General features: G+C 62.4%; 21 protein-coding genes. 12 read left to right on the plus strand and 9 right to left on the minus strand.

All coding sequences use genetic code 11. The features are described 5' to 3' along the window. The first annotated feature begins 39 nt into the window (after positions 1–39). Positions 40–408 (plus strand): hypothetical protein, encoded by a 369-nt coding sequence (locus NKI66_RS18530; protein ID WP_352752568.1) that lies wholly within the window; start codon positions 40–42, stop codon positions 406–408. Between the two features lie 280 nt (positions 409–688). Continuing rightward, positions 689–2,671: an acetyl/propionyl/methylcrotonyl-CoA carboxylase subunit alpha gene (locus NKI66_RS18535; RefSeq protein WP_352752504.1), complete on the plus strand. Its 1,983-nt coding sequence runs from the start codon at positions 689–691 to the stop codon at positions 2,669–2,671. A 90-nt stretch (positions 2,672–2,761) separates the two neighbouring features. Here the strand turns inward: NKI66_RS18535 and NKI66_RS18540 are convergent, their stop codons facing one another. Together NKI66_RS18540 and NKI66_RS18545 are read right to left on the minus strand one after the other, a co-directional pair. After that, positions 2,762–3,883 (minus strand): ABC transporter substrate-binding protein, encoded by a 1,122-nt coding sequence (locus tag NKI66_RS18540; protein ID WP_109662624.1) that lies wholly within the window; start codon positions 3,881–3,883, stop codon positions 2,762–2,764. 393 nt (positions 3,884–4,276) lie between these two features. After that, positions 4,277–4,543, minus strand: coding sequence for an SEL1-like repeat protein (locus tag NKI66_RS18545; RefSeq protein ID WP_013532614.1), 267 nt, complete (start codon positions 4,541–4,543; stop codon positions 4,277–4,279). A gap of 449 nt (positions 4,544–4,992) precedes the next feature. Between NKI66_RS18545 and NKI66_RS18550 the strand changes: the two genes are divergently transcribed. From NKI66_RS18550 to NKI66_RS18570, 5 genes are all read left to right on the plus strand, one after another. Further along, positions 4,993–5,334, plus strand: a complete 342-nt coding sequence (locus tag NKI66_RS18550) for a DUF2147 domain-containing protein (RefSeq protein ID WP_027035768.1) — start codon at positions 4,993–4,995, stop codon at positions 5,332–5,334. A 224-nt stretch (positions 5,335–5,558) separates the two neighbouring features. Then, positions 5,559–5,717 (plus strand): hypothetical protein, encoded by a 159-nt coding sequence (locus NKI66_RS18555; protein WP_023812838.1) that lies wholly within the window; start codon positions 5,559–5,561, stop codon positions 5,715–5,717. 39 nt (positions 5,718–5,756) lie between these two features. Beyond that, entirely contained in the window at positions 5,757–5,951 is a 195-nt protein-coding gene (locus NKI66_RS18560) for a hypothetical protein (protein ID WP_127292634.1), read from the plus strand. Positions 5,952–6,067: 116 nt separating this feature from the next. Continuing rightward, positions 6,068–7,531 (plus strand): AMP nucleosidase, encoded by a 1,464-nt coding sequence (locus NKI66_RS18565; RefSeq protein WP_502900945.1) that lies wholly within the window; start codon positions 6,068–6,070, stop codon positions 7,529–7,531. Positions 7,532–7,600: 69 nt separating this feature from the next. Further along, positions 7,601–8,647, plus strand: a complete 1,047-nt coding sequence (locus NKI66_RS18570) for an endonuclease/exonuclease/phosphatase family protein (protein ID WP_352752508.1) — start codon at positions 7,601–7,603, stop codon at positions 8,645–8,647. Positions 8,648–8,651: 4 nt separating this feature from the next. Here the strand turns inward: NKI66_RS18570 and NKI66_RS18575 are convergent, their stop codons facing one another. From NKI66_RS18575 to NKI66_RS18585, 3 genes are all read right to left on the minus strand, one after another. Then, positions 8,652–9,251 (minus strand): DUF922 domain-containing protein, encoded by a 600-nt coding sequence (locus tag NKI66_RS18575; protein ID WP_352752510.1) that lies wholly within the window; start codon positions 9,249–9,251, stop codon positions 8,652–8,654. Between the two features lie 127 nt (positions 9,252–9,378). Further along, complete coding sequence (locus NKI66_RS18580) at positions 9,379–11,058, minus strand: electron transfer flavoprotein-ubiquinone oxidoreductase (protein ID WP_352752512.1); 1,680 nt, start codon at positions 11,056–11,058, stop codon at positions 9,379–9,381. A gap of 63 nt (positions 11,059–11,121) precedes the next feature. Beyond that, on the minus strand, positions 11,122–11,268 hold the full coding sequence (locus NKI66_RS18585) for a hypothetical protein (protein ID WP_155930595.1): 147 nt from the start codon (positions 11,266–11,268) through the stop codon (positions 11,122–11,124). A 10-nt stretch (positions 11,269–11,278) separates the two neighbouring features. Between NKI66_RS18585 and NKI66_RS18590 the strand changes: the two genes are divergently transcribed. Further along, positions 11,279–11,923 carry a hypothetical protein gene (locus tag NKI66_RS18590; protein WP_027035774.1) on the plus strand — a complete coding sequence of 215 codons (645 nt, stop codon included), beginning with the start codon at positions 11,279–11,281 and terminating at the stop codon, positions 11,921–11,923. A 187-nt stretch (positions 11,924–12,110) separates the two neighbouring features. On the opposite strand, the gene NKI66_RS18595 is transcribed toward NKI66_RS18590, so the two are convergent. Continuing rightward, complete coding sequence (locus tag NKI66_RS18595; protein ID WP_164892863.1) at positions 12,111–12,272, minus strand: hypothetical protein; 162 nt, start codon at positions 12,270–12,272, stop codon at positions 12,111–12,113. 35 nt (positions 12,273–12,307) lie between these two features. Continuing rightward, positions 12,308–12,685 carry a hypothetical protein gene (locus NKI66_RS18600; protein ID WP_352752515.1) on the minus strand — a complete coding sequence of 126 codons (378 nt, stop codon included), beginning with the start codon at positions 12,683–12,685 and terminating at the stop codon, positions 12,308–12,310. Positions 12,686–13,037: 352 nt separating this feature from the next. Here NKI66_RS18600 and NKI66_RS18605 point away from each other — a divergent pair, with 352 nt between their 5' ends. After that, complete coding sequence (locus NKI66_RS18605) at positions 13,038–13,907, plus strand: uracil-DNA glycosylase (RefSeq protein ID WP_352441288.1); 870 nt, start codon at positions 13,038–13,040, stop codon at positions 13,905–13,907. A 92-nt stretch (positions 13,908–13,999) separates the two neighbouring features. Next, on the plus strand, positions 14,000–14,812 hold the full coding sequence (locus NKI66_RS18610; protein WP_023812827.1) for a helix-turn-helix domain-containing protein: 813 nt from the start codon (positions 14,000–14,002) through the stop codon (positions 14,810–14,812). On the opposite strand, the gene NKI66_RS18615 is transcribed toward NKI66_RS18610, so the two are convergent. Together NKI66_RS18615 and NKI66_RS18620 are read right to left on the minus strand one after the other, a co-directional pair. Next, positions 14,813–15,715, minus strand: a complete 903-nt coding sequence (locus NKI66_RS18615; protein ID WP_245273271.1) for a DMT family transporter — start codon at positions 15,713–15,715, stop codon at positions 14,813–14,815. Positions 15,716–15,786: 71 nt separating this feature from the next. Continuing rightward, entirely contained in the window at positions 15,787–18,093 is a 2,307-nt protein-coding gene (locus NKI66_RS18620; RefSeq protein ID WP_352752517.1) for a xanthine dehydrogenase family protein molybdopterin-binding subunit, read from the minus strand. 156 nt (positions 18,094–18,249) lie between these two features. Here NKI66_RS18620 and pepN point away from each other — a divergent pair, with 156 nt between their 5' ends. After that, positions 18,250–20,895, plus strand: coding sequence for an aminopeptidase N (pepN, locus tag NKI66_RS18625; protein ID WP_023812824.1), 2,646 nt, complete (start codon positions 18,250–18,252; stop codon positions 20,893–20,895). 175 nt (positions 20,896–21,070) lie between these two features. Next, positions 21,071–23,392, plus strand: a complete 2,322-nt coding sequence (locus tag NKI66_RS18630; RefSeq protein WP_352752520.1) for a PAS domain-containing sensor histidine kinase — start codon at positions 21,071–21,073, stop codon at positions 23,390–23,392. The last annotated feature ends 87 nt before the right edge of the window (positions 23,393–23,479 follow it).

Below are 23,479 nucleotides of genomic sequence, written 5' to 3' on the forward strand. Positions count from 1 at the left end.
ACTGCTTATCCAGCATGGGGCAATGGGGACGGGCTGGAAATGAAACTGAAATATTGCCAGGGAACGGCTGCTTCGATACTTTCCGTATTTCTAATATTAACAGCGACCGGCGTCGGCTCGGCGGAATCGCTCGCAGGACGCAAGGGAGACGTGCGTTTTCCGCCGACCTTGGGTTCGGGCGAATGCAACGTTGCCTACAAGGGCTACGTCGCGGCGAGCGGCCATTCGGCCTACGCTACAACCTTTTATTCGCGTGTCGTCGACCTCTACATTGTCTGCGGGGCGAAGCTCAACGCGCCGTCCCAGAAGGCGGCGGAAGAGACGGCGCTGCGCAATTGCCAGGCCGGCTTGACACGGTGGAAGCTCAAGACCGCGAGTGGCGGCTGCGCAATTTCGTCATCGAAATAGATACTACCGACCGCAAGGTAGAACACTCCCTTGGTAAGGGAGAGGTCTACGCCGAGGGCTGGAATGGCTCGCTGGACAGTAGCCCCCTCTGTCCTGCCGGACATCTCCCCCGCATGGGGGGAGATCGACTGTCGCTATCGCTTTCGCCAAATTCCAACATTGAAAGTTCGCAGCGAGGGCAAAGCTGCCAATCTCCCTCCTTGCGGGGGCCGGCAGGACAGAGAGGGGTGTTCAAGCGCCCTGCTTCCCATGGACTGCGAGCCTTACATGCGGAGGCTCCATGTTTGCCAAGATTCTGATTGCCAATCGCGGCGAGATCGCCTGTCGTGTCATCCGCACGGCTCGGAAACTGGGTGTGGGCACTGTCGCCGTCTATTCGGATGCCGACGCGAGATCCCTGCATGTCGAGATGGCCGACGAGGCGGTGCATATCGGCCCCTCGCCCGTCGGCGAAAGCTATCTGCGCGGTGACAAGATCATCGCCGCGGCCTTGGCTACCGGCGCACAAGCCATTCATCCCGGCTACGGCTTCCTGTCGGAAAATCCCGATTTCGTCGACCAGGTGGCGGCGGCGGGGCTCATTTTCATCGGCCCGTCGGCGGCCTCGATCCGTGCCATGGGGCTGAAGGACGCGGCCAAGCGGCTGATGGAAAAGGCCGGCGTTCCGGTCGTTCCGGGTTACCATGGCGAGGCGCAGGAGATCGTGCTGCTTGCCTCCAAGGCACGCGAGATCGGCTATCCCGTGCTGATCAAGGCACGCGCCGGCGGCGGCGGCAAGGGTATGCGCCGGGTCGAGCATCCCGATGAGTTTTCCGAGGCGTTGTCCAGCGCGCGGCGCGAGGCGAAAGCCGCGTTCGGCGACGACCGCGTGCTGGTCGAAAAATATGTCGACAAGCCGCGCCATATCGAAGTGCAGGTGTTCGGCGACAATTTCGGCAACGCCGTGCACCTCTACGAGCGCGACTGCTCGGCGCAGCGCCGCCACCAGAAGGTGATCGAGGAATCGCCCGCGCCCGGCATGACCGAGGCTTTGCGCAAGGCGATGACGGATGCGGCGGTGAAGGCCGCCAAGGCGATCAATTATTCAGGCGCCGGCACCATCGAGTTCATCGTCGATGCTTCGCAGGGCCTGAAGGCCGACCGCTTCTGGTTCATGGAGATGAACACCCGTCTGCAGGTCGAACATCCGGTCACCGAAATGGTGACCGGCACCGACCTGGTCGAGTGGCAGTTGCGGGTCGCCAGCGGCGAAAAGCTGCCCAAGACGCAAAGCGAGATCGCGCTTACCGGCCATGCCTTCGAGGCGCGCATCTATGCCGAGGACGCGGCAAAAGGTTTTCTGCCGGCAACGGGCACGCTGCATCATCTGAGATTTCCAGACGCGGCCCCGCAAGGCGCCACGATGCGCATCGAGACTGGCGTGCGGGCGGGTGACGCCATCTCGCCCTATTACGATCCGATGATCGCCAAGCTGGTCGTCCACGCCACGGACCGCCAGGCGGCTCTGGAAGCGCTTGGCGCGGCGCTATCCCGGACCGAGATCGCCGGCTCGACCGTCAACACCGCCTTTCTTGCCGCTCTCGCCGCCGATCCGGATTTCGCCGCAGGCGACGTCGACACCAGCCTGATCGCCAGGCACCAGACGGCGCTGACCGAGGTCGCGCCGCCAAGCGGAGAAACCATAGCCGCGGCCGCAGTCGCAGCCTCGGGGGCCGGAGCATCGCCGTTGTCAGACGATCCGTGGTCGTCGCTTGCCGGTTATGCCCATTTCCACAGCGTGGCGCGACGCACATGGCTGAAGTTCGGTGAAGACGATATCGCGGCGAAGGTTTCGGTGCGGCCGGATGGACGCTTCCAGGTCGCGCTGGAGAAGCCCTATGACGACACCAATTCGCATGATTTTCGCGCCGCGCCGCGCCTTGCCCGCTGGTCCGGCCACATCACCGTGTTCGAAGGCGCCGTTGGCTACACCTTCGCCGTGTCGGACCCGTTGGCACGGGCCGATGAGGCGGCGGCAAGCGCCGGCAGCCTGCGTGCGCCGATGCCGGGATTGGTCAAGCTGGTGCGCGTGGGAAAAGGCGATACGGTGATCAAGGGCCAGCCGCTGCTGATCCTGGAGGCGATGAAGATGGAGCACACCATCGCCGCGCCGCATGACGGCGTGATCGCCGAGATCGCCACTGAGGGCGCGCAGGTGACCGACGGGACGGTGCTGGTGCGGTTCGTCGAGGAGCACAACGCCGCGACCACAGCAGTGAGCTGACGGTTCGGAAGGCCAACGACAGGGCAAACAAGAAAATGGCCGGGACGAGCCCGGCCATTTCTCTATGCTATCCAGTCGCCAGGGCGGCGATTACTGCGCGATCGGCGCGTATTTGCCGTCATGCCACTGGTTGATGTCGTAGCTGGCATTCTTGAGGTCGCCCTTCTCGTCGAAGGTGACATCACCGACAACGGTGCTGATCGGCGTGCCGTTCTTCAACGCTTCGGCAACCTTGGCCGGGTCGTCGCTGCCGGCACGCTTGATGCCTTCGGCGAAAGCCTGGATGGTGGCGTAAGAGAACAGCGTGAAGCCCTCGGGCACGAAGCCGCCGGCCTTGATCTTCTCGACGGCTGCCTTGGCTTCCGGCTTTGCCTGTGGATCGGATGGGAAGACGAACATGGTGCCCTCGCCGGCCGGGCCAGCAACCTGCCAGAATTCGGGCGAGGCGATGGAGTCCGGCATGATCAGCTGGAACTTCAGGTTCTGTTCCGCCGACTGACGCAGGATCAGGCCGGCTTCAGGATGATAGCCGCCGAAATAAACGACGTCGGCTTTCAAATCCTTGAGCTTGGTGACGAGAGCCGAATAGTCCTTCTCGCCAGCGTTGATGCCATCATAATAGACCTCCTTGAGGCCGCCGGCATTCATCGTTGCCCTGACGGCGTCAGCCACGCCCTGTCCGTAGGCGCTCTTGTCATGCAGGACGACGACATTCTTGCCGGCGAACTTCTTGGCGATCCATGGGCCGATGAAGGCGCCCTGCGCATCGTCACGCGTGTAAAGGCGCATGATCGTCGGCCAGCCGGCCTTGGCGGCCGCGTCGGTCAGCACCGGGTTGGAAGAAGCCGGGCTCATCATCAGCGCGCCGGCTTCGGCATAGACGGCCGAGGCCGGAATGCTCGAACCGGAGCAGGCATGGCCGTCGATGAACTTGACGCCATCGGCGACGACGCGGTTGGCAACCGACACGGCCTGCTTGGGATCGCACTGGTCGTCTTCGATATCGAGCTTGATCATCGACCCGTTGACGCCGCCAGCGGCGTTGATCGCGTCGGCAGCGGCCTGTGCGCCCTGCTTGAACTGATCGCCGATGGTGGCGAGCTGTCCGGTCATCGGGCCGATCACCGCAAAGGTGATGTCATCGGCGAATGCGACCGGCGTGCTCATCATCAGGCCGAATATGGCCGCGTTCAAAATACTCAATTTTTTCATGATGGTAGAACTCCTCCACTCACGCGCGGCCGCCCCGGCCCCGCTTCTTCCAGAGAGGCCGGACAATTTCATCCTTCATTCGGCCTGTCTAGGCGCATTGGCGCCGCTCGATTGGGCCTGCAAGACGTCATCCACGCAAAAAGCCACGCCAGCCTTGTTCCGGCTGGTCGTGGCTTTTTTGTCCGTCGAGCAATCTCCGGGCGCTCTCGCGCCTAAGAATCCCGCTCGCCTTCCCCGTGTCGCGCACAGCTGAGCCTTGCGGCCTGCCACGTTCTTTCTCTTGCCTTCGTGACCGTCTTGCGCGGCCTTCGATTTGGCCGGGTCTGGCCGTCTGTGCGGCCTTGATCCCGGAGCTTCCCTGTCTTCGATGGACCTGTCCGCGATTGGCAGATTTCAGTGCATGGTCATCCATTCGCGGGCTTCGCGCAGCGCCGTGGCGATCTCGACCTTCGACATGGCCGCCGACAGTTCCGAGCGCAGTTCCGCGGCGCGGGCCGAGCCCTTGATGGCGGCGATGTTGAACCATTTGTGGGCGGCAACGACATCGGTCTCGCAATCGCGGCCGGTCGCATACATCATGCCCAGTTCGAAAAGGATGTCGGCCTGGGCAGTTGCCCCCATGGCGCCGAAACCTGCTTCAAGCATTTCAAAACGTGCCATTTCAATCCCCTGTTTCCGGCCCCTGTCAGGCTCCCGAGAGCTGCCTTCTTTTGCCCTTGGCGGCTGCTCTTCCGATGCTTTCGAGAATGCCGTGCAGGCTTGAATCCGTCGTTAAATGGCGTGCTTAATTTGAGGAAAACAAAGCTAAAACAAGAGGTAAACACGGAAATTCGTTAAGGATACAAAGTCAGCAATTCAGCCTGCTTGCGTCAAATTTGACGAAAATTTTCCAATGCCAAGTCAAGACTTCGCTAACCACGGGAGACAAAGGCGAAGCGCCGATCGTTTCATTTCCTTGGCCAGGAGGCTCATTCAGGCCCCTTCAAAATCCGAAACTCTTCCGTTGCGGCACCGCTTTTGTTTTGCCGGGAGCTGGATTAGCTTACGTTTGCGTAAGCGGCAGACCGGCGAGGCGGAGCATCCGGCCGGACATCCAAAGGGAGGAAGACATGTTTCGAAAAGTGAGCCTGGCCCTTGCGGCCACATTGATCATGGCCGGTGCGGCCTGGGCCGATCCGATCGAGGGCAATTGGAAGACGCAGGCCGGCGATACCGCGGCCATCGCTGGCGGCGGCTCGTTTTCCATCACGCTCAAGTCCGGCAAATATGCCGGCAAGACCATCGGCTCGCTCAAGGCGACAGGCGACAACAAATATGCCGGCAACATCACCGATCCGGCAAACGACAAGACCTATTCGGGCAAGGCGACATTGTCGGGCACCTCTCTCAAGATGAGCGGCTGCGTGCTCGGCGGACTGATCTGCAAGAGCCAGACCTGGCACAAGCTCTGATCGAGCGCATCCTTGCGACATGAGGACGGGACCCCGACGGGTCCCGTTTTCGTTTGCCGACACATCCTGCACCGGTGATGCTCGATACCCGCCGGCGGCCATCCAAACCGACGCCGGCGCCGTCGAAACCCCGTCAATCATCTTGAACCGCAGATGAACGCCGGCATCAGAGCCGGTTCAGTTGCATCAGGGCATTCTCCGGCGTGTTGAAGGAGACCGACCCAATGCTTGCTCGCCGCTTCACCATCGTTTGCCTGCTGGTGAGCCTGTTTGGAATGTTCTTCGCCATCCTCGTCGCCGAAGCGGGCCGGCCGGCCCGCGCCTGGGACGAAGCCAGTTCCAGAACCTGCCGCCTCGCCTGCCCTACCCATCTTCGCAACTGAACAAAGAACCAAGACCTCGAAAAGAAAAGCTGAAACACCATGAACCGCATCGCCGCCAACGCTCTCAAGACCCTTCGGCTTCTGCCGCGGGCGGCGCTTATCCTGGCGGTTCTGGCCGCTCCGGTTCTGGCCGTGCCGATGATGCGTTCCGATGCCGGCTCGACGATCGACGCACCTGCCCTGAAGAAGTCCGGCGTCGGCTTTGTGCTCCTGGTCAGCCTGCAGCGCGGTTGAAGAAAAACGGCGCTTTGGCCGCCTTCGGTCGCGACACCCCTCCCAAGTGCCGATCCAAGTCTCTATATTGAGCCATGGAAAAGCGAATCTACCCACAAGCTATCGAATCTGTCGTCATGCCGGAGCCTTTTGGCCGGCAAAGCTTTGATAGCGCCGAAAAAGCCGTCAAGGCACTGCAGGCGCTTTACGACCGCAACACCAAGTTCCTGCGCGACTCCTTCGCAGAGCTGGCGGCAGCAGGCGGCGACAATGGCAAGCGCTACCGGGCCTTCTATCCGGAGATCGGCGTCACCACCAACTCATTCACCCAGATCGACTCGCGCCAGGCCTATGGCCATATGCCGACGCCTGGGCATTTTTCCACCACCATCACCCAGCCGGGCCTGTTCGAAAGCTACCTCGTCGAGCAGTTGCGCCTGATCATGCGCAATCATGGGGTTGCGGTCACGGTGTCGGAATCGACCACACCCATCCCGCTGCATTTCGCCTTCCTTGAAGGCACCCATGTCGACGGCGCGACGGCAGAGCGCATCAAGCGGCCGATCCGCGACCTGTTCGACGTGCCGGATCTCGATGGCACCGACGACCAGATCGCCAACGGCACCTTCGAAGTCGCCTTTGGCGAGCCGAGGCCTCTGGCGCCGTTCACGGCGCAGCGCATCGATTATTCGCTGCACCGGCTGTCGCACTATACGGCGACCACGCCGCAGCATTTCCAGAACTTCGTGCTGTTCACCAACTATCAGTTCTACATCGACGAATTCGTCGCCCGCGCCCGCGACCTGATGGCCAATGGCGGCGGCGGATACACGGAGTTCGTCGAGCCGGGCAATGTCATCACCAAGCGCGGGCAAAGCGCGCCCAGTGAAGGCGTCGCAGTTCCCCGCCTGCCACAGATGCCGGCCTATCACCTGAAGAAATCGGGACATGGCGGCATCACCATGGTGAATATCGGCGTCGGGCCTTCCAACGCCAAGACCATCACCGACCATGTTGCGGTGCTGAGGCCGCATGCCTGGGTGATGCTCGGCCACTGTGCCGGCCTGCGCAACACCCAAGCGCTGGGCGACTATGTGCTGGCGCATGCCTATGTGCGCGAGGACCATGTGCTGGACGACGATCTTCCGGTCTGGGTGCCGATCCCGCCGCTGGCCGAGATCCAGGTGGCGTTGCAGGAAGCCGTCGCCGAAGTCACCGGCCTTACCGGCTACGACCTGAAGCGCATCATGCGCACGGGCACCGTCGCCACTATCGACAATCGCAACTGGGAACTGCGCGACCAGCGTGGCCCGGTCCAGCGTCTGTCGCAATCTCGCGCCATCGCACTCGACATGGAATCGGCGACCATCGCCGCCAATGGCTTCCGCTTCCGCGTTCCCTACGGCACGCTGCTGTGCGTTTCGGACAAACCGCTGCATGGCGAGTTGAAGCTGCCCGGCATGGCGACCGAATTCTACAAGCGCCAGGTGGCGCAGCACCTGACCATCGGCATCAGGGCGATGGAGAAGCTCGCGGAAATGCCGATGGAGCGGTTGCATTCGCGCAAGCTCAGAAGTTTTTCGGAAACGGCGTTCCAGTAGGCCGATACCAGCATCGCGTAGGCATTTCTCATCTTGATTGGGCCGCATTTCTGCCGATAAGCAGGCGGCATGGAGAGAGCGAGCTTCGGGACATTGCTGATTTCGGTTGCATTCCTGGCAATGCTGGCCTGTTCGATCGCGCTGGTGGCCGGGTTTTTCGGAACGCTGCATCCCGCCTTCGATTCCTTCTCGCATTTCCGCGTCCACCTTGCCGTGCTGATGGCGCTTTGCGCGCTGCCGCTGCTGGCCACGACATTTCGCCTGCAGGCGGCCGTGGCACTGCTTTTTGCCGTGGCGGCCTTCGCCACCACTTCCGGGTCGCTGTCCTTCTCCCGCCTGTGGCCGGTTCAGGCCGCCTATGAAGCCAAGAACGAAGACCGCGCGATCTACAAGCTGCTGCAGATGAACCTGCGCTACGACAATCCGACGCCGAAGAAGGTGCTGTCGCTGATCGGCCGGACCAGTCCCGACGTGATCACCCTGGACGAGGTATCGGCGATGTGGGCGACCGAGCTTGGCTATATCAGCAGCGCCTATCCGTACCGGATCCTCTGTCCTTATCCCAACGGCATATTCGGCGTCGCGCTGCTCTCGCGGCGGCCCTTTGCCGCCGGCACCGAGGCGCGTTGCGAAAGGCGCGGCGCCATGGCGACAGCGACCGTCGACTTCGGCGGCATCGACGTCGATGTCGCCGCGATCCATCTCAGTTGGCCGTGGCCACGCGAGCAGTACTGGCAGATCGGCGAGTTGACGGAGCCGCTTTCCGCGCTCGGCGAGACGGCCATCATGGCGGGCGACTGCAATGCCGCGCCGTGGAGTGCCGCCGTGCGGCGGGTCGCGGCGCTTGGCGGGCTGACCGTGATGCCGTCCGCCGGTCCGACCTGGATCCACATCAAGCTGCCGGACTTGCTGCGGCGCTTCGCCGGCCTGCCGATCGACCAGGTTTTCAGCAAGGGCGGCGTGACCATCCATTCCGCGACACGGCTGGAGGACACGGGCTCGGATCACCTTCCGGTCCTGGTGGAGTTCTCACTCAGGCTGAACCAGCAAAAGCCGCTCGACGAACATGAAACCGCGACCGCGGCCATAAGCCAGACCGGCAAGACGCCAGGCTGAAGGATCAGGGCCTGACCAAAGCGATGACGAGATGCTGGACGTGGCCGCCATCGCGATGCTCGCGCACATCGAAAGCGAGCTGCTTGGCCTCATATGCGGCATTGGTGGCCTTGATACGTCGCTGTGCCTCGCGACGTGTCTTGTAGCAGAACCGGTCGTCGGCAATCCTGAGGCCGGAGATCGATCTTTCCGTGGCCCGCATCATCTCCCTGGCGATGCGGCCATGGGTTTCCTCATGGGCGCGGACGCCGGCGAAGAACCGCGTCCAGCGCTTCCGGAGCGTCGGAGTGGTGGCCGAGGCGACACGCGGAAACGTATAGAAGAGATTGAGCGTGCCGTTGGCACGCCGCAAGCGGCAAACGCCCTTGTCCTGGCTGGTGTCAAGGTCCCAGTCCACTGCGTAGCCGGTCAACGCGATGGCGTGCGTCATGAAGCCGTGCTTCGGCCCCTTGCGGTCCATAGCCTGCATCAGCGCCAGCCCCGTGTTCCCGGTGATGTCGTAGGTCCGCGTCTTGACCACCACCCTGGTGCCGGCCGAGGCCGCCGAAGCCAAACCGAACAGCGCACCGATCGCCACGAGGCATGCCAGAACCGCCAGGCGCATTGGCCATCTCCTTATCGTCAAGGAATGGAACCACAAGCGCGCGGCAGTTTCAACAGTCCTAATGTTTCACATGCCACGGGAGACCCGAGATATCGTCGGGTGCTTTGCACGCTGTGGCCGGCGCGGCCTACATGCCCTGGTAGACCGGGCCTTCTCCGCCTTGCGGCGGCACCCAGTTGATGTTCTGGTTCGGGTCCTTGATGTCGCATGTCTTGCAGTGGACGCAGTTCTGCGCGTTGATGACGAAGCGCACATCCTTGGCCGTGGGATCGGCGGCGGCATTGCCATCCTTGTCGACCCACTCGTAAACCCCGGCCGGACAGTAGCGCGTCGACGGGCCCGCAAAGACATCGTGCTCGGACCGCTTCTGCAGTTCCATGTCGCCGACAAGCAGGTGGGCCGGCTCGTTTTCCTCGTGATTGGTGTTGGACAGGAACACCGAGGACAGCCTGTCGAAGGTCAGCACGCCATCGGGCTTCGGATAGGCGATCTTCTTGTGCTGGGCGGCAGGCTCGAGCGTCGCATAGTCGGCCTTGCCATGCTTCAGCGTGCCGAAGGGCGAGACACCGAACAGCGTGTTCAGCCACATGTCGAGGCCGCCGAGGCCGACACCGACGATCGTGCCGAAGCGCGACCACAGCGGCTTGACGTTGCGCACCTTCTTCAAATCCTTGCCGATGTCGGTCGCGCGCCAGGCTTCCTCGTAGGAAGCGAGTTCGTCGTTGGCGCGCCCGGCACCGATCGCCTCTGCGACATGCTCGGCCGCCAGCATACCGGACAGCACGGCATTGTGCGAACCCTTGATGCGCGGCACGTTGACGAAGCCCGCCGCACATCCCATCAGCGCACCACCGGGGAAGGAGAGTTTCGGCACCGACTGCCAGCCGCCCTCGGTGATGGCGCGCGCGCCATAGCCGAGGCGCTTGGCGCCGTCGAAAGTCCCGCTGATCGCCGGATGGGTCTTGAAGCGCTGGAATTCCTCGAACGGCGACAGATAGGGGTTCTTGTAATTGAGGTGGAGGACGAAGCCGACCGCCACCTGATTGTCCTCGAGATGGTAGAGGAACGAGCCGCCGCCGGTCTTCAAGTCAAGCGGCCAGCCGAAGGAATGCTGGACCAAGCCCGGCCGGTGGTTCTCCGGCTTGACCTGCCAGAGTTCCTTCAGGCCGATGCCATATTTGCCCGGTTCGCGGCCATCGGAAAGCTTGTATCTGGCGATCAGCTGCTTGGCGAGCGAGCCGCGAGCGCCCTCCCCGATCAGCACATATTTGCCCATCAGCGCCATGCCGGGTGCGAAACCCGGACCGTGCGTTCCGTCCTTCTCGATGCCCATGTCGCCGGTGACGACGCCGGTGACGGCGCCTTGCTCATTGTAGAGCAGGCCGACAGCGGCAAAGCCCGGATAGATCTCGACGCCGAGCGCCTCGGCCTTGGTCGCCAGCCAGCGGCAGACATTGCCGAGCGAGACGATGTAGTTGCCGTGATTGTTCATCAGCGGCGGCATCAGCATGTTGGGCAGGCGAAACGAGCCGGCAGGACCAAGGACCAGGAAATGGTCTGATGTGACCGGCGTCTTGAAGGGATGGCCGTCCTCATCGCGCCAGCCCGGCAAGAGCCGGTCGATGCCGATCGGATCGACAACGGCGCCGGAGAGGATATGGGCGCCGACCTCACCGCCCTTCTCCAGGACGACGACCGAAAGCTCGGGATTGACCTGCTTGAGGCGGATGGCAGCGGCGAGGCCCGCCGGTCCGGCGCCGACGATAACCACGTCGAATTCCATGCTTTCGCGTTCGATGTCGCTCATCAACCCCTCCGCACTGGCTTATCCCATTCGGGTATCTTGCTGGCTCCCGCGCTGCATAGCGCATCAATTGACGACAGGAAACCGGCGCATACGTGACAATGCCGTTTTGGCCAAAAAGTCGCGCATTGCGAGGCTGGAAGACTGCTTTTCGCCCGGCATTGCCTGCGAGGCGCGCGTTTTTAATTGTTCGACGGCTTGCTTATCGGCCATACTTCACGCCATGCGCATTCCTGGGCCAGCCGGCTTTTCATCGACGCGCTTTCTTTTCCCGCCCGGCCGGATCCGCCGGGCGCTCCTTTTGGCCCTTCTGATGCTGGCGCCGCATCACGCTGCCGCCGACGAAGTGAAGGTCTGGGCGGCAGGCGCCTACTCCTTCTCCGACGAGCTTGGCGGCTTCCGCATCACCGGCGCCTCGGGCATCGGAACGAAGGACGATCCGTTCGTCATCACCGAAGAGCTGAATTCGTCAACGCCGGTGACGCTGACGATCCGCACGACAAAGCCGATCCAGGCCTTCGGCAAGGCCGGCGAATTCGCCAACGGCATGATGTATATGCGCATCGAGGTGCTCAACAACAGCGGCCAGGCCTGGATCGAATTCCAGTTCGAATTGCAGGAGATCCTGAACCAGCCGAGCGTGTTCGGCGACGGGCTTTCCTTCGACCAGCGCAACAAGACGCCGGACAATATTTTGTCGAGCAATTTCGCCGATTTCGATCGCGATTTCGAACCCTATGACCGGCTGCTGTTCAGGAATGGCAAGGTCGACCCGCTGAAAACCGCCAGGTTCGAATTCCTGATGACCGACTACACGCCGCGCTGGACCTTCTATCTGGTGCAGGATCCGCGCATACCGACGGGGTGAAATATGCCGGTATCTAAGCGATGCCGGCACGCGAACGGTGGCTCCCTGCGCTCCCGGCTGCGGCAAAGATGCGGGCGCCGCTGCGGGAATATTCGACTGTGATCGCCAACTAGTTGGCCGTCTCCGGATCAACGCCAAGCGAGGCGAAACGCTGGGCAAGCAGGTTGGTCAGCGGCGTTGAGGTCGATCAGCCCCGAATCCCCTGCAGCCGCGTGACGACGGTCAGATCGCTGATCACGTAGGACACCGGTTCGAAATTCGGCTGCACCTCGATCTCGGCGCTACCGCTCGACAGACGCGTGGCCAGCACATTGGAAGGCGCGGGCCGCAGGGTGTGATTCCGATCCATTCGCTGAGAGACGCCCGTGGCGGTAGGGGCGGGTATTACATGTCGGCTATTTCAAGAGCTTTAAACATAAAACTAATACTGCCACGACCTCGCCCCCGGCCAGAGCTGCCGCCCCCAAGATTAAGATTAATATTTGCCAAAATCAATTCGCCTATGAGATTTGTGCTCATGTCTCCTATTCTTACTCCTTCCAAATCAATAACGTCTATGAAATACGCGGTTGCCCCTCCAAATATTAAGCTGCACGGTCTCTTAACATATCCACAGCTGCCTTCGTAATTCCAATTCATATCCGGTGTAACCAGCTTCGCAGTCTGACTATCGAAATCGATATTTATTCGGTCCAAACTAACATCGTGGAATGAAAAGGAATTTATGAAATCCTCTGGTTTGTCGATTTTCTCCGTTGCCATTACAATATCCGATCTGTGTAAGTGCAGACACCCGCACACTTGTCTTTTACTCCGAATCTCAGCCTGCCACCAGCGCGCCGCCCAAGTATGCGGTGAGAGTGCACTATTTCCTTTGACCGCTGTCCAGCAATTCCGTTGTTCGACTCATGTTTGGAACGCATACATTCGGTGAAGGTGCGCATTCCGGGTCCACTCTTGATGCATGGACACGTGGGATAAAAGTGCACGCCTTCCTGATGACCGACTATACGCCCAGATGGACCTTCTATCTGGTGCAGGATCCGCGCATACCGACGGGGTGGAGCAAGAGGCCAGCCTTGCAAATTGCCGCCACGCGGACGAATGTGAATCCATGACTGCTGCTTCCCCAAACAACAGACCTGATATTGCCGACCTGCTGGCCTTTTATGCCAGCGCGGGCGTCGACGAGGCGCTTGAAGACCAGCCGGTGAACCGGTTTGCCGAGGTTGCGCCAAAGCCGGCGGAGCGCGCGCCGACCGCGGCGCCTGCGGGCGGCACCGCCGCACAGCAGCGTTCGACAAATCGCCCCGAAGGGGGCGACAGGCCAAATGCGCCACCTGTTTTGCGCGCACCGTCGGCCACGGTTCCCGACGAAATTCAGGCAGCACTTGCCCGCCAATTGGCAACGACGGCAACAACGCTTGACGAGCTTCGCCAGCACATGGCGGCGTTCGACGGCTGCAATCTCAAGGCCACCGCCAAGAACCTGGTGTTCGCCGACGGCAACCCGGAAGCCGCCGTCATGCTGGTCGGCGAGGCACCCGGCCGCGACGAGGACATCGAGGGCCTGCCCTTCGTCGGCCGATCGGGCCGGCTGCTCGACCGCATGCTGGCGGCGATCGGGCTCGACCGCACTTCGGTCTATATCGCCAATGTCATTCCGTGGCGGCCGCCGGGCAATCGCACGCCGACGCCGCACGAAACCGAGATCTGCCGGCCATTCATCGAGCGGCAGATCGAACTGGTCAATCCGAAGGTGCTGATCAACCTTGGCGGTCCGTCGGCAAAAACCCTGCTCAATACGAGTGAAGGCATCCTGCGGCTGCGCGGCAACTGGCGCGTCCACACGACGGCATCCGGCATCGCCATTCCGGCAATGCCGACGCTGCACCCGGCCTATCTCTTGCGAACGCCCGCGCACAAGAAGCTGGCGTGGCGGGATTTTCTCGAGGTGAAGGCAAAGCTGCGGGAAGTTGGCTGAGGCTTGGCGAGTAGCCAATCTCCGACATGGATGCCGTACCGATAACCTCCGAGGTAATTGAAATACGTCTGCTCTCGACCTAATCATGCCTCATGACAACACCCCAAACGTCCGCCGGCAGCCTCATTCGCGAATGGCGCACCCGCCGCCGCATGTCGCAGCTCGACCTCGCCATGGAGGCCGAGATCTCGCAGCGGCATCTGAGCTTCGTCGAAAGCGGCCGCGCCGCGCCCTCGCGCGACATGGTGCTGCATCTGGCCGAGCAATTGTCGATACCGCTGAGGCAACGCAATCAATTGCTGCTCGCCGCCGGTTTTGCGCCCAGCTTCGGCGAACGCTCCCTGACCGACACGACGCTGGCGCCGGCGATGGCGGCCGTCGAGATCGTCCTCAAAGGCCACGAGCCTTTCCCGGCACTCGCCGTCGACCGCCACTGGAACCTGGTTTCGGCCAATGCCGCCATTGCACCCTTCCTTGACGATGTCAGCGAGGCTTCGCTGCTGACGCCGCCGGTCAACGTGCTTCGCCTCAGCCTGCATCCCGGCGGCATCGCACCGCGCATCGTCAACCTTCAGGAATGGCGAACGCATCTGCTCGAGCGCCTGAAACACCAGAACGACGCGAGCGGTGACCCTGTGCTGGTCGAATTGGAGCGCGAATTGCGCAGTTACCCGTCCGGCTTGAAAGGCAGCCGGCCGGTGTCCGTCGAGCCGAATGCCATCGTGCATCCGCTCAGGCTGGCGCATGGCGATCAGGTGCTGTCGTTCATCAGCACCATCACTGTCTTCGGCACGCCGCTCGACGTGACGCTTTCGGAACTGGCGATCGAATCGTTTTTCCCCGCCGATGAACAGACGAGGACAGTGCTGGTTCGGTTGGCGAAGGAGCGAGCCGAGCTGTCGTAATCACCCTTCAGGCAAAGACGCCTTGCGCGTGCGGGTGCGCTCCAGGCCAAGCTGGCGTTCGCGCCAGATGATGAAGATGCCGGCGGCGACGACGATCAGGCCGCCGACAAGCATATGGAGCGTGGCGACGTCGCCGAAGACGAGATAGCCGACGACGACGCCGAGGATCATCGAGGTGTATTCGAACGGCGCCACCACCGAGGCCTCGGCATGGCGATAGGCCGCCGTCATCAGGATCTGGCCGAGGCCGCCGCAGAAGCCGGCGGCAACAAGGAGAGCTGCCTGGAGCGGCGTCAGCGCCTGCCAGCCGAATGGCAGCGACAGCAGCGACATGACGCTTGCCGTCACCGAAAACCACAGCACGATGGTCGCTGTGCGCTCGCTTTGCACGAGATTGCGCACCAAGAGCATGGCGACGGCCGAGATCGCCGCCGCGACAAGAGCGGCCATGACGCCAAGCACTTCCTGATCGTCGAGCGCCTCGTCGGAACTCAGCAGCGTCAGTTCCGGCCAGGAGATGATCAGCACGCCGACCAGGCCGACCGCGACCGCGCTCCAGCGATAGACACGGATGGCCTCGCCGAGGAAGATCGAGCTGAACACCACCACCAGCAGCGGCTGCGCGTAGTTCAGCGTGATCGCTTCCGGCAGCGGCAGCCGGGTCAACGCAAAAAAGCCGAGCCCCATGGCGCAGACGCCGACAAGGCCGCGGGCGATGTGGTTGAACGGACGCCTGGTGGTGAAGGCAGTGCCGAGTTCTTTCCTGAAGGCCAGGAAGGCGATGATCGGGAAGATGGCGAAGAAAGAGCGGAAGAAGACAATCTGGCCGGCCGGAACCGTGCCTGCGGCTTTGATGCAGGTCTGCATTCCGACGAAGACCGCCACCGACACGATCTTGAGCATGATGCCGGTAAGCGTGTCGTGCCCGCCGGCATCATCGCCGGCTGTGGCCGAGGGGCTGCCGGGGCCTGCTCTCACGCTCCCGACGCTTCCCGGATCGTCGTCCAGATACGCGCCGGCGTTGCCGGCATGTCGATGTGCTTGACGCCATAAGCGCGCCAGAGCGCGTCGGTCACCGCATTGAGTGCCGCAGGCGTCGAGCCGATGGTGCCGGCCTCGCCCGCGCCCTTGATGCCGAGTGCATTGGTGGTCGAAGGCACGTTGCGGGTCTCGAAATGGAAGAACGGGAAATTGTCGGCGCGCGGCATGGCGTAATCCATGAAGCTCGCCGTCAAAAGCTGTCCATCCTCGCCATAGATAGTGTCCTCGGTCAGTGCCTGGCCGATACCTTGCACGACGCCGCCATGCACCTGGCCGGCGAGCAGGATCGGGTTCACGGTGACGCCGAAATCGTCGACGATGGTGTAGCGGACGATCTCGGTCGCGCCGGTGTCGGGATCGATCTCGACCTCGCAGATATGGGTGCCGTTGGGATAGGTGCATTCGTCCTGCACGAACTCGCCAAAGCCCTTGAGATCGTCTGATGTCTTGGCGGCCTTGGCGATAGCGGAAAAATCGATCGAGCGATCGGTGCCGACGATGCGGGCAACACCATCAGACAGCTCAATGTCGCCGGCAGAAGCCTCCAGTTCGTCGGCTGCGATGCGCTTGATCTTGTTGGCCAGATCCTCGCCCGCGCGGGAAGCCGATACACCCCCCAGCGGAATGGAGCGCGAGCCGCCAGTGCCACCGCCGGCCTTCAATTCGTCGGTGTCGCCCTGGCGGACATGGATCTTGTCGATGTCGAGATTGAGCTTTTCCGACAGGAACTGTGCATAGGCGGTGGCGTGCCCCTGCCCGTTGGTCTGGGTGCCGATCTTCAGCGTCACCGTGCCATCGCCATTGAGTTCGACGAAGGCCGGTTCGGAGCCCGGAAAGGCACAGGCCTCGATATAGGTCGCCATGCCGAGACCGCGGATTTTTCCGCCGGCCTTCGATTGCGCCAGCCGCTCCGGAAACGCTTTCCATTCGGATTGCTCAATGGCGCGCTCCATATGGCCTTCGAATTCACCGGTGTCGTAGAGGCGGCCGGTTTGCGTCCGATAGGGAAATTGCTCCGGCCGGATGAAGTTGCGGCGGCGGATCTCCTCGACAGGCAGGCCGAGATCGTGGGCGCAGGCATCGACCAGCTTTTCCAGCAGGAAGGCTGCTTCCGGTCGGCCGGCACCGCGATAGGCATCGACCGGGCAGGTGTTGGTGTAGAGGCCGGTCACCGAGACGTCGAGCGCCTGGATATCATAGACGCCGGTCGACATGGTGACGCCGATATAGGGGATGAACGGACCGTATTGCGAGATATAGGCGCCGATGTTGGCGAGCAGGTCCACCTTCATGCCGAGAAAGCGGCCGTCCTTGTCCAGCGCCATCTCGGCCTTCACGAAATTGTCTCGGCCTTGCGCGTCGGTCAGGAAGTGTTCGGTGCGGTCGCCCGCCCATTTCACCGGGCGGCCAAGCCGCTTTGCCGCTTCCAGCACCAGCGGATATTCGCGGTAGACGAAGCTCTTCGGCCCGAAACCACCGCCGACATCAGGCGTGATGACGCGCAGCTGGTCTTTCTTGATCTTGAACACGCTGGCCAGGATATACTGCATGGAGTGCACGCCTTGCGACCCGGTGGTCAGCACGAAGCGCTTCTCCTCAACGTTCCATTCGCCGATCGCGGAGCGCGGCTCCATGTAGTTGCACACCAGCCGGTTGTTGACGAACTCGATGCGGGTGACATGGGCGGCCTTGGCGAAAGCCGCTTCGGTCTTTTTCCTGTCGCCCATGTGGTAGCTGAAGGCGCGGTTGGAACCAAGCTCCGGCCAGACCAGCGGCGTGCCTTCGGCAAGTGCATTTGCCGTCCCCGAGGCCGCGTCTTCGCCGTCGTAGTCGACATCGATCAGTTCGGCGGCATCCTGCGCCAAGGCTCGGCTGTCGGCGACGACGAAGGCAACGGCATCGCCGACATAGTTGACGCGGTCGCGGCACAGGATCGGGATGTCGCGCGTCGGAGCCTTGGTGCCGTCCGGCTGTTCCTGCATGACGCCGGATTTCAGATCGCCGAGATGGGCAAGATCCTTGCCGGTCAGCACCAGATGGACGCCAGGTGCCGCCTTCGCCGCCTCGGTCGAACCGATGGTGAAGCTGGCCTTGGCGACCGGCGAGCGCAGGACATAGCCATGCAGGACGCCAGCCGGCTGGATGTCGTCGGTATAGCGGCCCTGGCCCTGGATGAAGGCGGCATCCTCGCGCCGCAGCACGGATGCGCCCATGCCGAATTTCGGTGTGACGACGGTCATGGATGCCTCGTGATGATGACAGGAGAAGGAACGCCTGAAATAGGCATTGCCTCAGTTTTGTCGAGGGGCGGTTTCGTGTAAAGAGCGCGGACTTCAAATTTCTTGGACCAGCGGACACAATCCGCCGCCAACGCAATCGACAGGAAAACCCACGGAATGCGCACGGACACCGGCCAGGTCTTCAAACTCGAAGACTATCGCCCCAACGACTACCTCATTCCGAAAACCGACCTTACCTTCCGCCTTTCGCCAGACGCAACGCGTGTCACCGCCGTGCTCACGATAGAGCGTCGTGACGACGTCTCCGTGTCGGCACCGCTGGTGCTCGACGGCGACGGGCTGACCCTCAAGCGCATAGAGATCGACGGCAAGAAGGTAAAGCCGGCGGATCTGCTGGCGACGCCTGATCAACTGACCATCCTCAAGCCGCCGGCGGCGCGTCGCTTCCAGTTGCTCATAGAGACCGAGGTGGCGCCGGCCGGCAACGAAGCCCTGATGGGCCTCTACCGCTCGAGCCATGTCTACTGCACGCAATGCGAAGCCGAGGGCTTTCGCCGCATCACCTATTTCCTCGATCGTCCCGACATCCTGTCCGTCTACACGGTGCGCATAGAGGCAATACGTGACGAAGCGCCGCTGCTCCTGTCCAACGGCAACCCGGTCGACAGGGGCGACCTCGGCGACGGCTGGCACTATGCAGTGTGGCACGACCCTTTCCCCAAGCCGTCCTATTTGTTCGCGCTGGTGGCCGGCAATCTCGGCCAGCTTGCGGACAGTTTCGTCACGCTATCGGGCCGCACGATCGAACTCGGCATCTATGTCGAGCCCGGCAAGGAGAACCTGGCCGGCTACGCGATGGATGCTCTGAAGCGGTCGATGAAATGGGACGAGGAGGCGTTCGGCCGCGAATACGATCTCGACGTCTTCAACATCGTCGCCGTGTCCGACTTCAACATGGGCGCGATGGAGAACAAGGGCCTTAACATCTTCAACGACAAATATGTGCTGGCCGACCGGGAGACCGCGACGGACGCCGATTTCGCCAATATCGAGGCGATCATCGCGCATGAGTATTTCCACAATTGGACAGGCAACAGAATCACTTGCCGCGACTGGTTCCAGCTCTGCCTGAAGGAAGGCCTGACGGTTTTCCGCGATCACGAATTCTCTGCCGACCAGCGTTCGCGCGCGGTCAAGCGCATCGCCGAAGTGCGCACCTTGCGCGCCCACCAGTTTCCCGAGGACCAAGGTCCGCTGGCGCATCCGGTGCGGCCGCGCCGCTACCGCGAAATCAACAATTTCTACACGGCGACGGTCTACGAGAAGGGCTCCGAAGTGGTGCGCATGATCCGCACAATTCTCGGTGCCGACGTCTTTCGCGCCGGCATGGACCTCTATTTCGAGCGACACGACGGTGACGCGGCGACGATCGAGGATTTCATCAAGGTGTTCGAGGATGCGTCCGGCCGCGACCTGTCGCAGTTCGCGCTCTGGTATCATCAGGCAGGCACGCCGAACCTGACGATCAGTTCGACGCACAATCCGGCCGCGCAAGAATTCACGCTCGAAATCGAGCAGTCGGTGCCGCCGACACCGTCCGAAAGCCGCAAGCGGCTGATGCACATCCCGCTGGCTTTCGGCCTGATCGGCGCCGGCGGCAAGCCTGTGCCGTATAGCGGCGTCGAAGGCGCCAGCGTCGAGGACGGCGTCATCCATATCCGCAAGCGCCGCCACATGGTGCGGTTTTCAGGCGTCACCGAGCGCCCGGCCGTGTCGCTCAACCGCGGCTTTTCGGCGCCGGTGACATTGTCCGTCGAGCAGAAAGCCGACGACCAGTTCTTTCTCGCCCGCCATGACAGCGACGCCTTCTCGCGCTGGCAGGCCTTCAACACATTGCTGACCGATGCACTGATATCAGCCTTCCGCGAGGTCCTCGGCGGCAAGCAGCCGGCCTTTGCACCGCGGCTGATCGAACTCGCCGGCAGCATCGCCGGTGACGAGACGCTGGAGCCGGCCTATCGAGCACTGGCGCTGGCATTGCCCGGCGAAGCCGACATCGCCCGCGACATCGGCAGGAACATCGACCCCGATGCCATCTATGCGGCTCGCGAGGCACTGGCGCTGGCGATCGGCACTGCGAACCGGGACGTTTTTTCGGGCCTCTACCGCAGCCTTGCCGACAGAGAAGCGTTCAGCCTCGACGCGGCGAGCGCCGGACGACGCGCCTTGCGCAACACCTTGCTGGATTATCTGTCGCTGCAGCCGGGTGGAGCAGCACTCGCCGCCGGGCATTTCCAGTCGGCGACCAACATGACCGACCGCGCGGCAGCACTTGCCGTGCTCGCGCATCGTCACCACGGTTCGCCCGAGGCGGTCGAGGCGCTGGCGGCTTTCGAGACGACCTATGGGTCCGACCCGCTGGTCATGGACAAATGGTTCCAGATCCAGGCCAGCGTTCCGGGGCCGCAAACCGTCGACACCGTGAAGGCCCTGACCAACCACCCGGCCTTCTCGATGGGCAATCCGAATCGAGTTCGCTCGCTGATCGGCACCTTCTCCAGCGCCAACCAGACCGGCTTCCATCGTGCTGACGGCGAAGGCTACTGGTTCTTTGCTCAGACTGTGCTCGAGGTTGAAAAGGGCAACCCGCAAGTGGCAGCCAGGCTGGCGACGGCGCTCAGATCGTGGCGTTCGCTCGAACCTTTGCGGCAAGCCAAGGCCAGGGAAGCGCTGCTGTCGATCGCCGGCGCCGAAAACCTATCGGCGGATCTGCGGGATATTGTCGAGCGTACGCTGGCATAAGCGGGCGCCCGGCAAGAGACATTGGGCCGTTTCGGCGTTATTTTAGTCGATTTTTAATCTTTTTTCGCCGGACCACTGGACAAGGCGAATCACCTTTGATTCTTTACTGACGATTCGGATGTGCGGCGTTTGCCGGATCGCCAAGCAGCATAGGCAAATTCGGGGAGTGCCATTTATGGCGAAGGCGGACGCGTGGGGCGCGCCCGGAGGGACGGTTTTTGCGCATCGCGAGACGCGCGGCGACGGTCTTGCCGGGAATACGCGGCTCATCGCCGAACCGGCCTACCGGCGGCTTCTGGCCGCCGAGCCGCTGCTGCGCCGATCAATACCCGCCCTCATCATCACCTTCCTGATCGTCATCGCAGCGCTGCGCGTGCTGTCACTGATGAACGAGCGCGACGATGTCGAGCGCAATGCCAAGGCGATCCTGACGCTGGCGGCGGGCCAGTTGGCCAGTTCGCTCGCCACCACCTCGGAAACGGTGCCCGGCGCCATACAGGATCTGCTGGAGACCACCAGCCGTCAGGGCGCGATGGGCCGCAGCCATGTGCTTGTCATCACCGACAGCGCTTTCAAGATCGTCGCGGTGACGCCGCGCTCGATGCCATGGCAGGGCCATTCGCTGGACGGCCTCGTCGAGGGCGGCCAGCCCTTGTTCATGTTCGGCGATCGTGCCGGCGTCATGGACGTCAACATCGGCGGACGGGACTGGTACGCCGCGGTCAGCCTGGCGGATGGCGGAAAGGGCGCATCGGCGGCCCTGGTGCCACAGGACGCGGTTTTCGATGCCTGGCGCAAGACCGTTTCGCTGAACGTCACCCTGTTCGTGCTGACGGCCGGCGTGCTGATCGTCATCCTCTATGCCTATTTCGGCCAGGCCGCGCGTGCGCAGGCGGCCGACCGCATCTACCTCGAAGCGCATCAGCGCATCGACATGGCGCTGGTTCGCGGCCGCTGCGGCCTGTGGGACTGGGACATGGTGCGCGGCAAGATGTACTGGTCGCGCTCGATGTACGACATGCTCGGCTACAAACCCTGCGACACGATGCTGTCCTTCGGCGAGGTCGATCAGATCATCCATCCCGAGGACGGCGACCTGTTCGAGCTCGCCAACAGAATCGTCGCACGCGAGATCGACCACATCGACCAGGTGTTCCGCATGCGCCACGCCGACGGCCAATGGATCTGGATGCGCGCACGGGCGCAGGTCATCGATCCGGAAGCCCCGGAGATCCAGCTGATCGGAATTGCCGTCGACGTCACCGAACAGCGTCATCTGGCGCTGCGTTCCGAGGCTGCCGACCTTCGCCTCAGAACGGCGATCGAGAACATCAACGAATCCTTCGTGCTGTGGGATTCGACGCAGCGCCTGATCATGTGCAATTCCAAATACCAGCAGGACAACGGGCTTTCGGACCGCGACGTGATGCCGGGCACCGCGCGCGCGGCGCTGGAAGAACGCATGCTGGCCTTTGCTTCCGAACGGCGGCTTGCCCACACCAGCGGTCTGCAGGGCGGCGCCACTTTCGAGCGGCAGCTGGCCGATGGCCGCTGGCTGCAGGTCAACGAACTGAAGACCCGGGACGGCGGCATCGTCTCGGTCGGCTCCGACATCACCCAGATCAAGCTGCACCAGGAGAAGCTGGTCGACAGCGAGCGCCGGCTGATGGCAACGATCCATGATCTCAGCCTCGCGCGGCGGGCCGAAGAGGAGCGCTCGCGCGAACTGGTCGACCTCAACCGCAAATACATGAAGGAAACCGAACGGGCCGAAGCGGCGAACCGGGCCAAATCCGAATTCCTGGCCAACATGTCGCATGAGTTGCGCACGCCGCTGAACGCGATCATCGGCTTCTCCGAACTGATGGAACAAGGGCTGTTCGGCCCGCTCGGATCGGAGCGCTACGAAGAATATGCCACCGACATCAACAGCAGCGGCAAATATCTCCTGGGCGTCATCAACGACATTCTCGACATGTCCAAGATCGAGGCCGGCCAGTTTTCGCTGGACCGGGAAGAGATCGATCTTGGCCCGCTGATCAGCGAAACGGTTCGCGTCGTCTCGCTGCAGGCGGCGCAAAAGGCCATCACCGTGGAAACGCGCATTGCCGATGCGCTGACGCTGGTCGCCGATCGCCGCGCGATCAAGCAGATCGTCATCAACCTTTTGTCCAATGCGGTGAAATTCACCGGCCAGGGCGGCCACATATCGGTCAGGGCCCGCAACACATCCGGCGCGCTGGTGCTGACGATCGAGGACAATGGCTGCGGCATTCCCAAGGAGGCGCTCGGCAAGCTAGGACGGCCCTTCGAGCAGGTGCAGAACCAGTTCTCCAAGAGCCATGCCGGGTCTGGCCTTGGCCTTGCCATCTCACGTTCGCTGGCCGAGCTTCAGGGCGGCGCGCTGAAGATCCGGTCGAGCGAAGGTGTCGGCACGATCGTGTCGGTGCGCATTCCGGTGAAGAGGGCCGTGCCGGCGATCAAGGTTGCAGCGTGAATATTTTATCACCATCCCAGGCCTGATCCCACCTCATGGACGCGAGGTGAAACGCTTTGACAAAGTTATCTATTTTATCCACCTTAG

The organism is Mesorhizobium sp. M0518 (assembly GCF_040321125.1).
In the GTDB taxonomy this organism is placed as follows: Bacteria; Pseudomonadota; Alphaproteobacteria; order Rhizobiales; family Rhizobiaceae; genus Mesorhizobium.

Excerpts from the sequence above, each read along its gene's own strand:
- NKI66_RS18620 (WP_352752517.1), bottom strand. The coding sequence starts at position 18,093 with ATGACCGTCGTCACACCGAAATTCGGCATGGGCGCATCCGTGCTGCGG.
- NKI66_RS18550 (WP_027035768.1), top strand. The coding sequence starts at position 4,993 with ATGTTTCGAAAAGTGAGCCTGGCCCTTGCGGCCACATTGATCATGGCC.
- NKI66_RS18600 (WP_352752515.1), bottom strand. The coding sequence starts at position 12,685 with ATGGCAACGGAGAAAATCGACAAACCAGAGGATTTCATAAATTCCTTT.
- NKI66_RS18535 (WP_352752504.1), top strand. The coding sequence starts at position 689 with ATGTTTGCCAAGATTCTGATTGCCAATCGCGGCGAGATCGCCTGTCGT.
- NKI66_RS18565 (WP_502900945.1), top strand. The coding sequence starts at position 6,068 with ATGCCGGAGCCTTTTGGCCGGCAAAGCTTTGATAGCGCCGAAAAAGCC.
- NKI66_RS18610 (WP_023812827.1), top strand. The coding sequence starts at position 14,000 with ATGACAACACCCCAAACGTCCGCCGGCAGCCTCATTCGCGAATGGCGC.
- NKI66_RS18605 (WP_352441288.1), top strand. The coding sequence starts at position 13,038 with ATGACTGCTGCTTCCCCAAACAACAGACCTGATATTGCCGACCTGCTG.
- NKI66_RS18570 (WP_352752508.1), top strand. The coding sequence starts at position 7,601 with ATGGAGAGAGCGAGCTTCGGGACATTGCTGATTTCGGTTGCATTCCTG.
- NKI66_RS18630 (WP_352752520.1), top strand. The coding sequence starts at position 21,071 with ATGGCGAAGGCGGACGCGTGGGGCGCGCCCGGAGGGACGGTTTTTGCG.
- NKI66_RS18560 (WP_127292634.1), top strand. The coding sequence starts at position 5,757 with ATGAACCGCATCGCCGCCAACGCTCTCAAGACCCTTCGGCTTCTGCCG.
- NKI66_RS18575 (WP_352752510.1), bottom strand. The coding sequence starts at position 9,251 with ATGCGCCTGGCGGTTCTGGCATGCCTCGTGGCGATCGGTGCGCTGTTC.
- NKI66_RS18590 (WP_027035774.1), top strand. The coding sequence starts at position 11,279 with ATGCGCATTCCTGGGCCAGCCGGCTTTTCATCGACGCGCTTTCTTTTC.
- NKI66_RS18595 (WP_164892863.1), bottom strand. The coding sequence starts at position 12,272 with ATGGATCGGAATCACACCCTGCGGCCCGCGCCTTCCAATGTGCTGGCC.
- NKI66_RS18545 (WP_013532614.1), bottom strand. The coding sequence starts at position 4,543 with ATGGCACGTTTTGAAATGCTTGAAGCAGGTTTCGGCGCCATGGGGGCA.
- NKI66_RS18615 (WP_245273271.1), bottom strand. The coding sequence starts at position 15,715 with ATGCTCAAGATCGTGTCGGTGGCGGTCTTCGTCGGAATGCAGACCTGC.
- NKI66_RS18585 (WP_155930595.1), bottom strand. The coding sequence starts at position 11,268 with ATGGCCGATAAGCAAGCCGTCGAACAATTAAAAACGCGCGCCTCGCAG.
- NKI66_RS18555 (WP_023812838.1), top strand. The coding sequence starts at position 5,559 with ATGCTTGCTCGCCGCTTCACCATCGTTTGCCTGCTGGTGAGCCTGTTT.
- NKI66_RS18540 (WP_109662624.1), bottom strand. The coding sequence starts at position 3,883 with ATGAAAAAATTGAGTATTTTGAACGCGGCCATATTCGGCCTGATGATG.
- NKI66_RS18580 (WP_352752512.1), bottom strand. The coding sequence starts at position 11,058 with ATGAGCGACATCGAACGCGAAAGCATGGAATTCGACGTGGTTATCGTC.
- pepN (WP_023812824.1), top strand. The coding sequence starts at position 18,250 with ATGCGCACGGACACCGGCCAGGTCTTCAAACTCGAAGACTATCGCCCC.
- NKI66_RS18530 (WP_352752568.1), top strand. The coding sequence starts at position 40 with ATGAAACTGAAATATTGCCAGGGAACGGCTGCTTCGATACTTTCCGTA.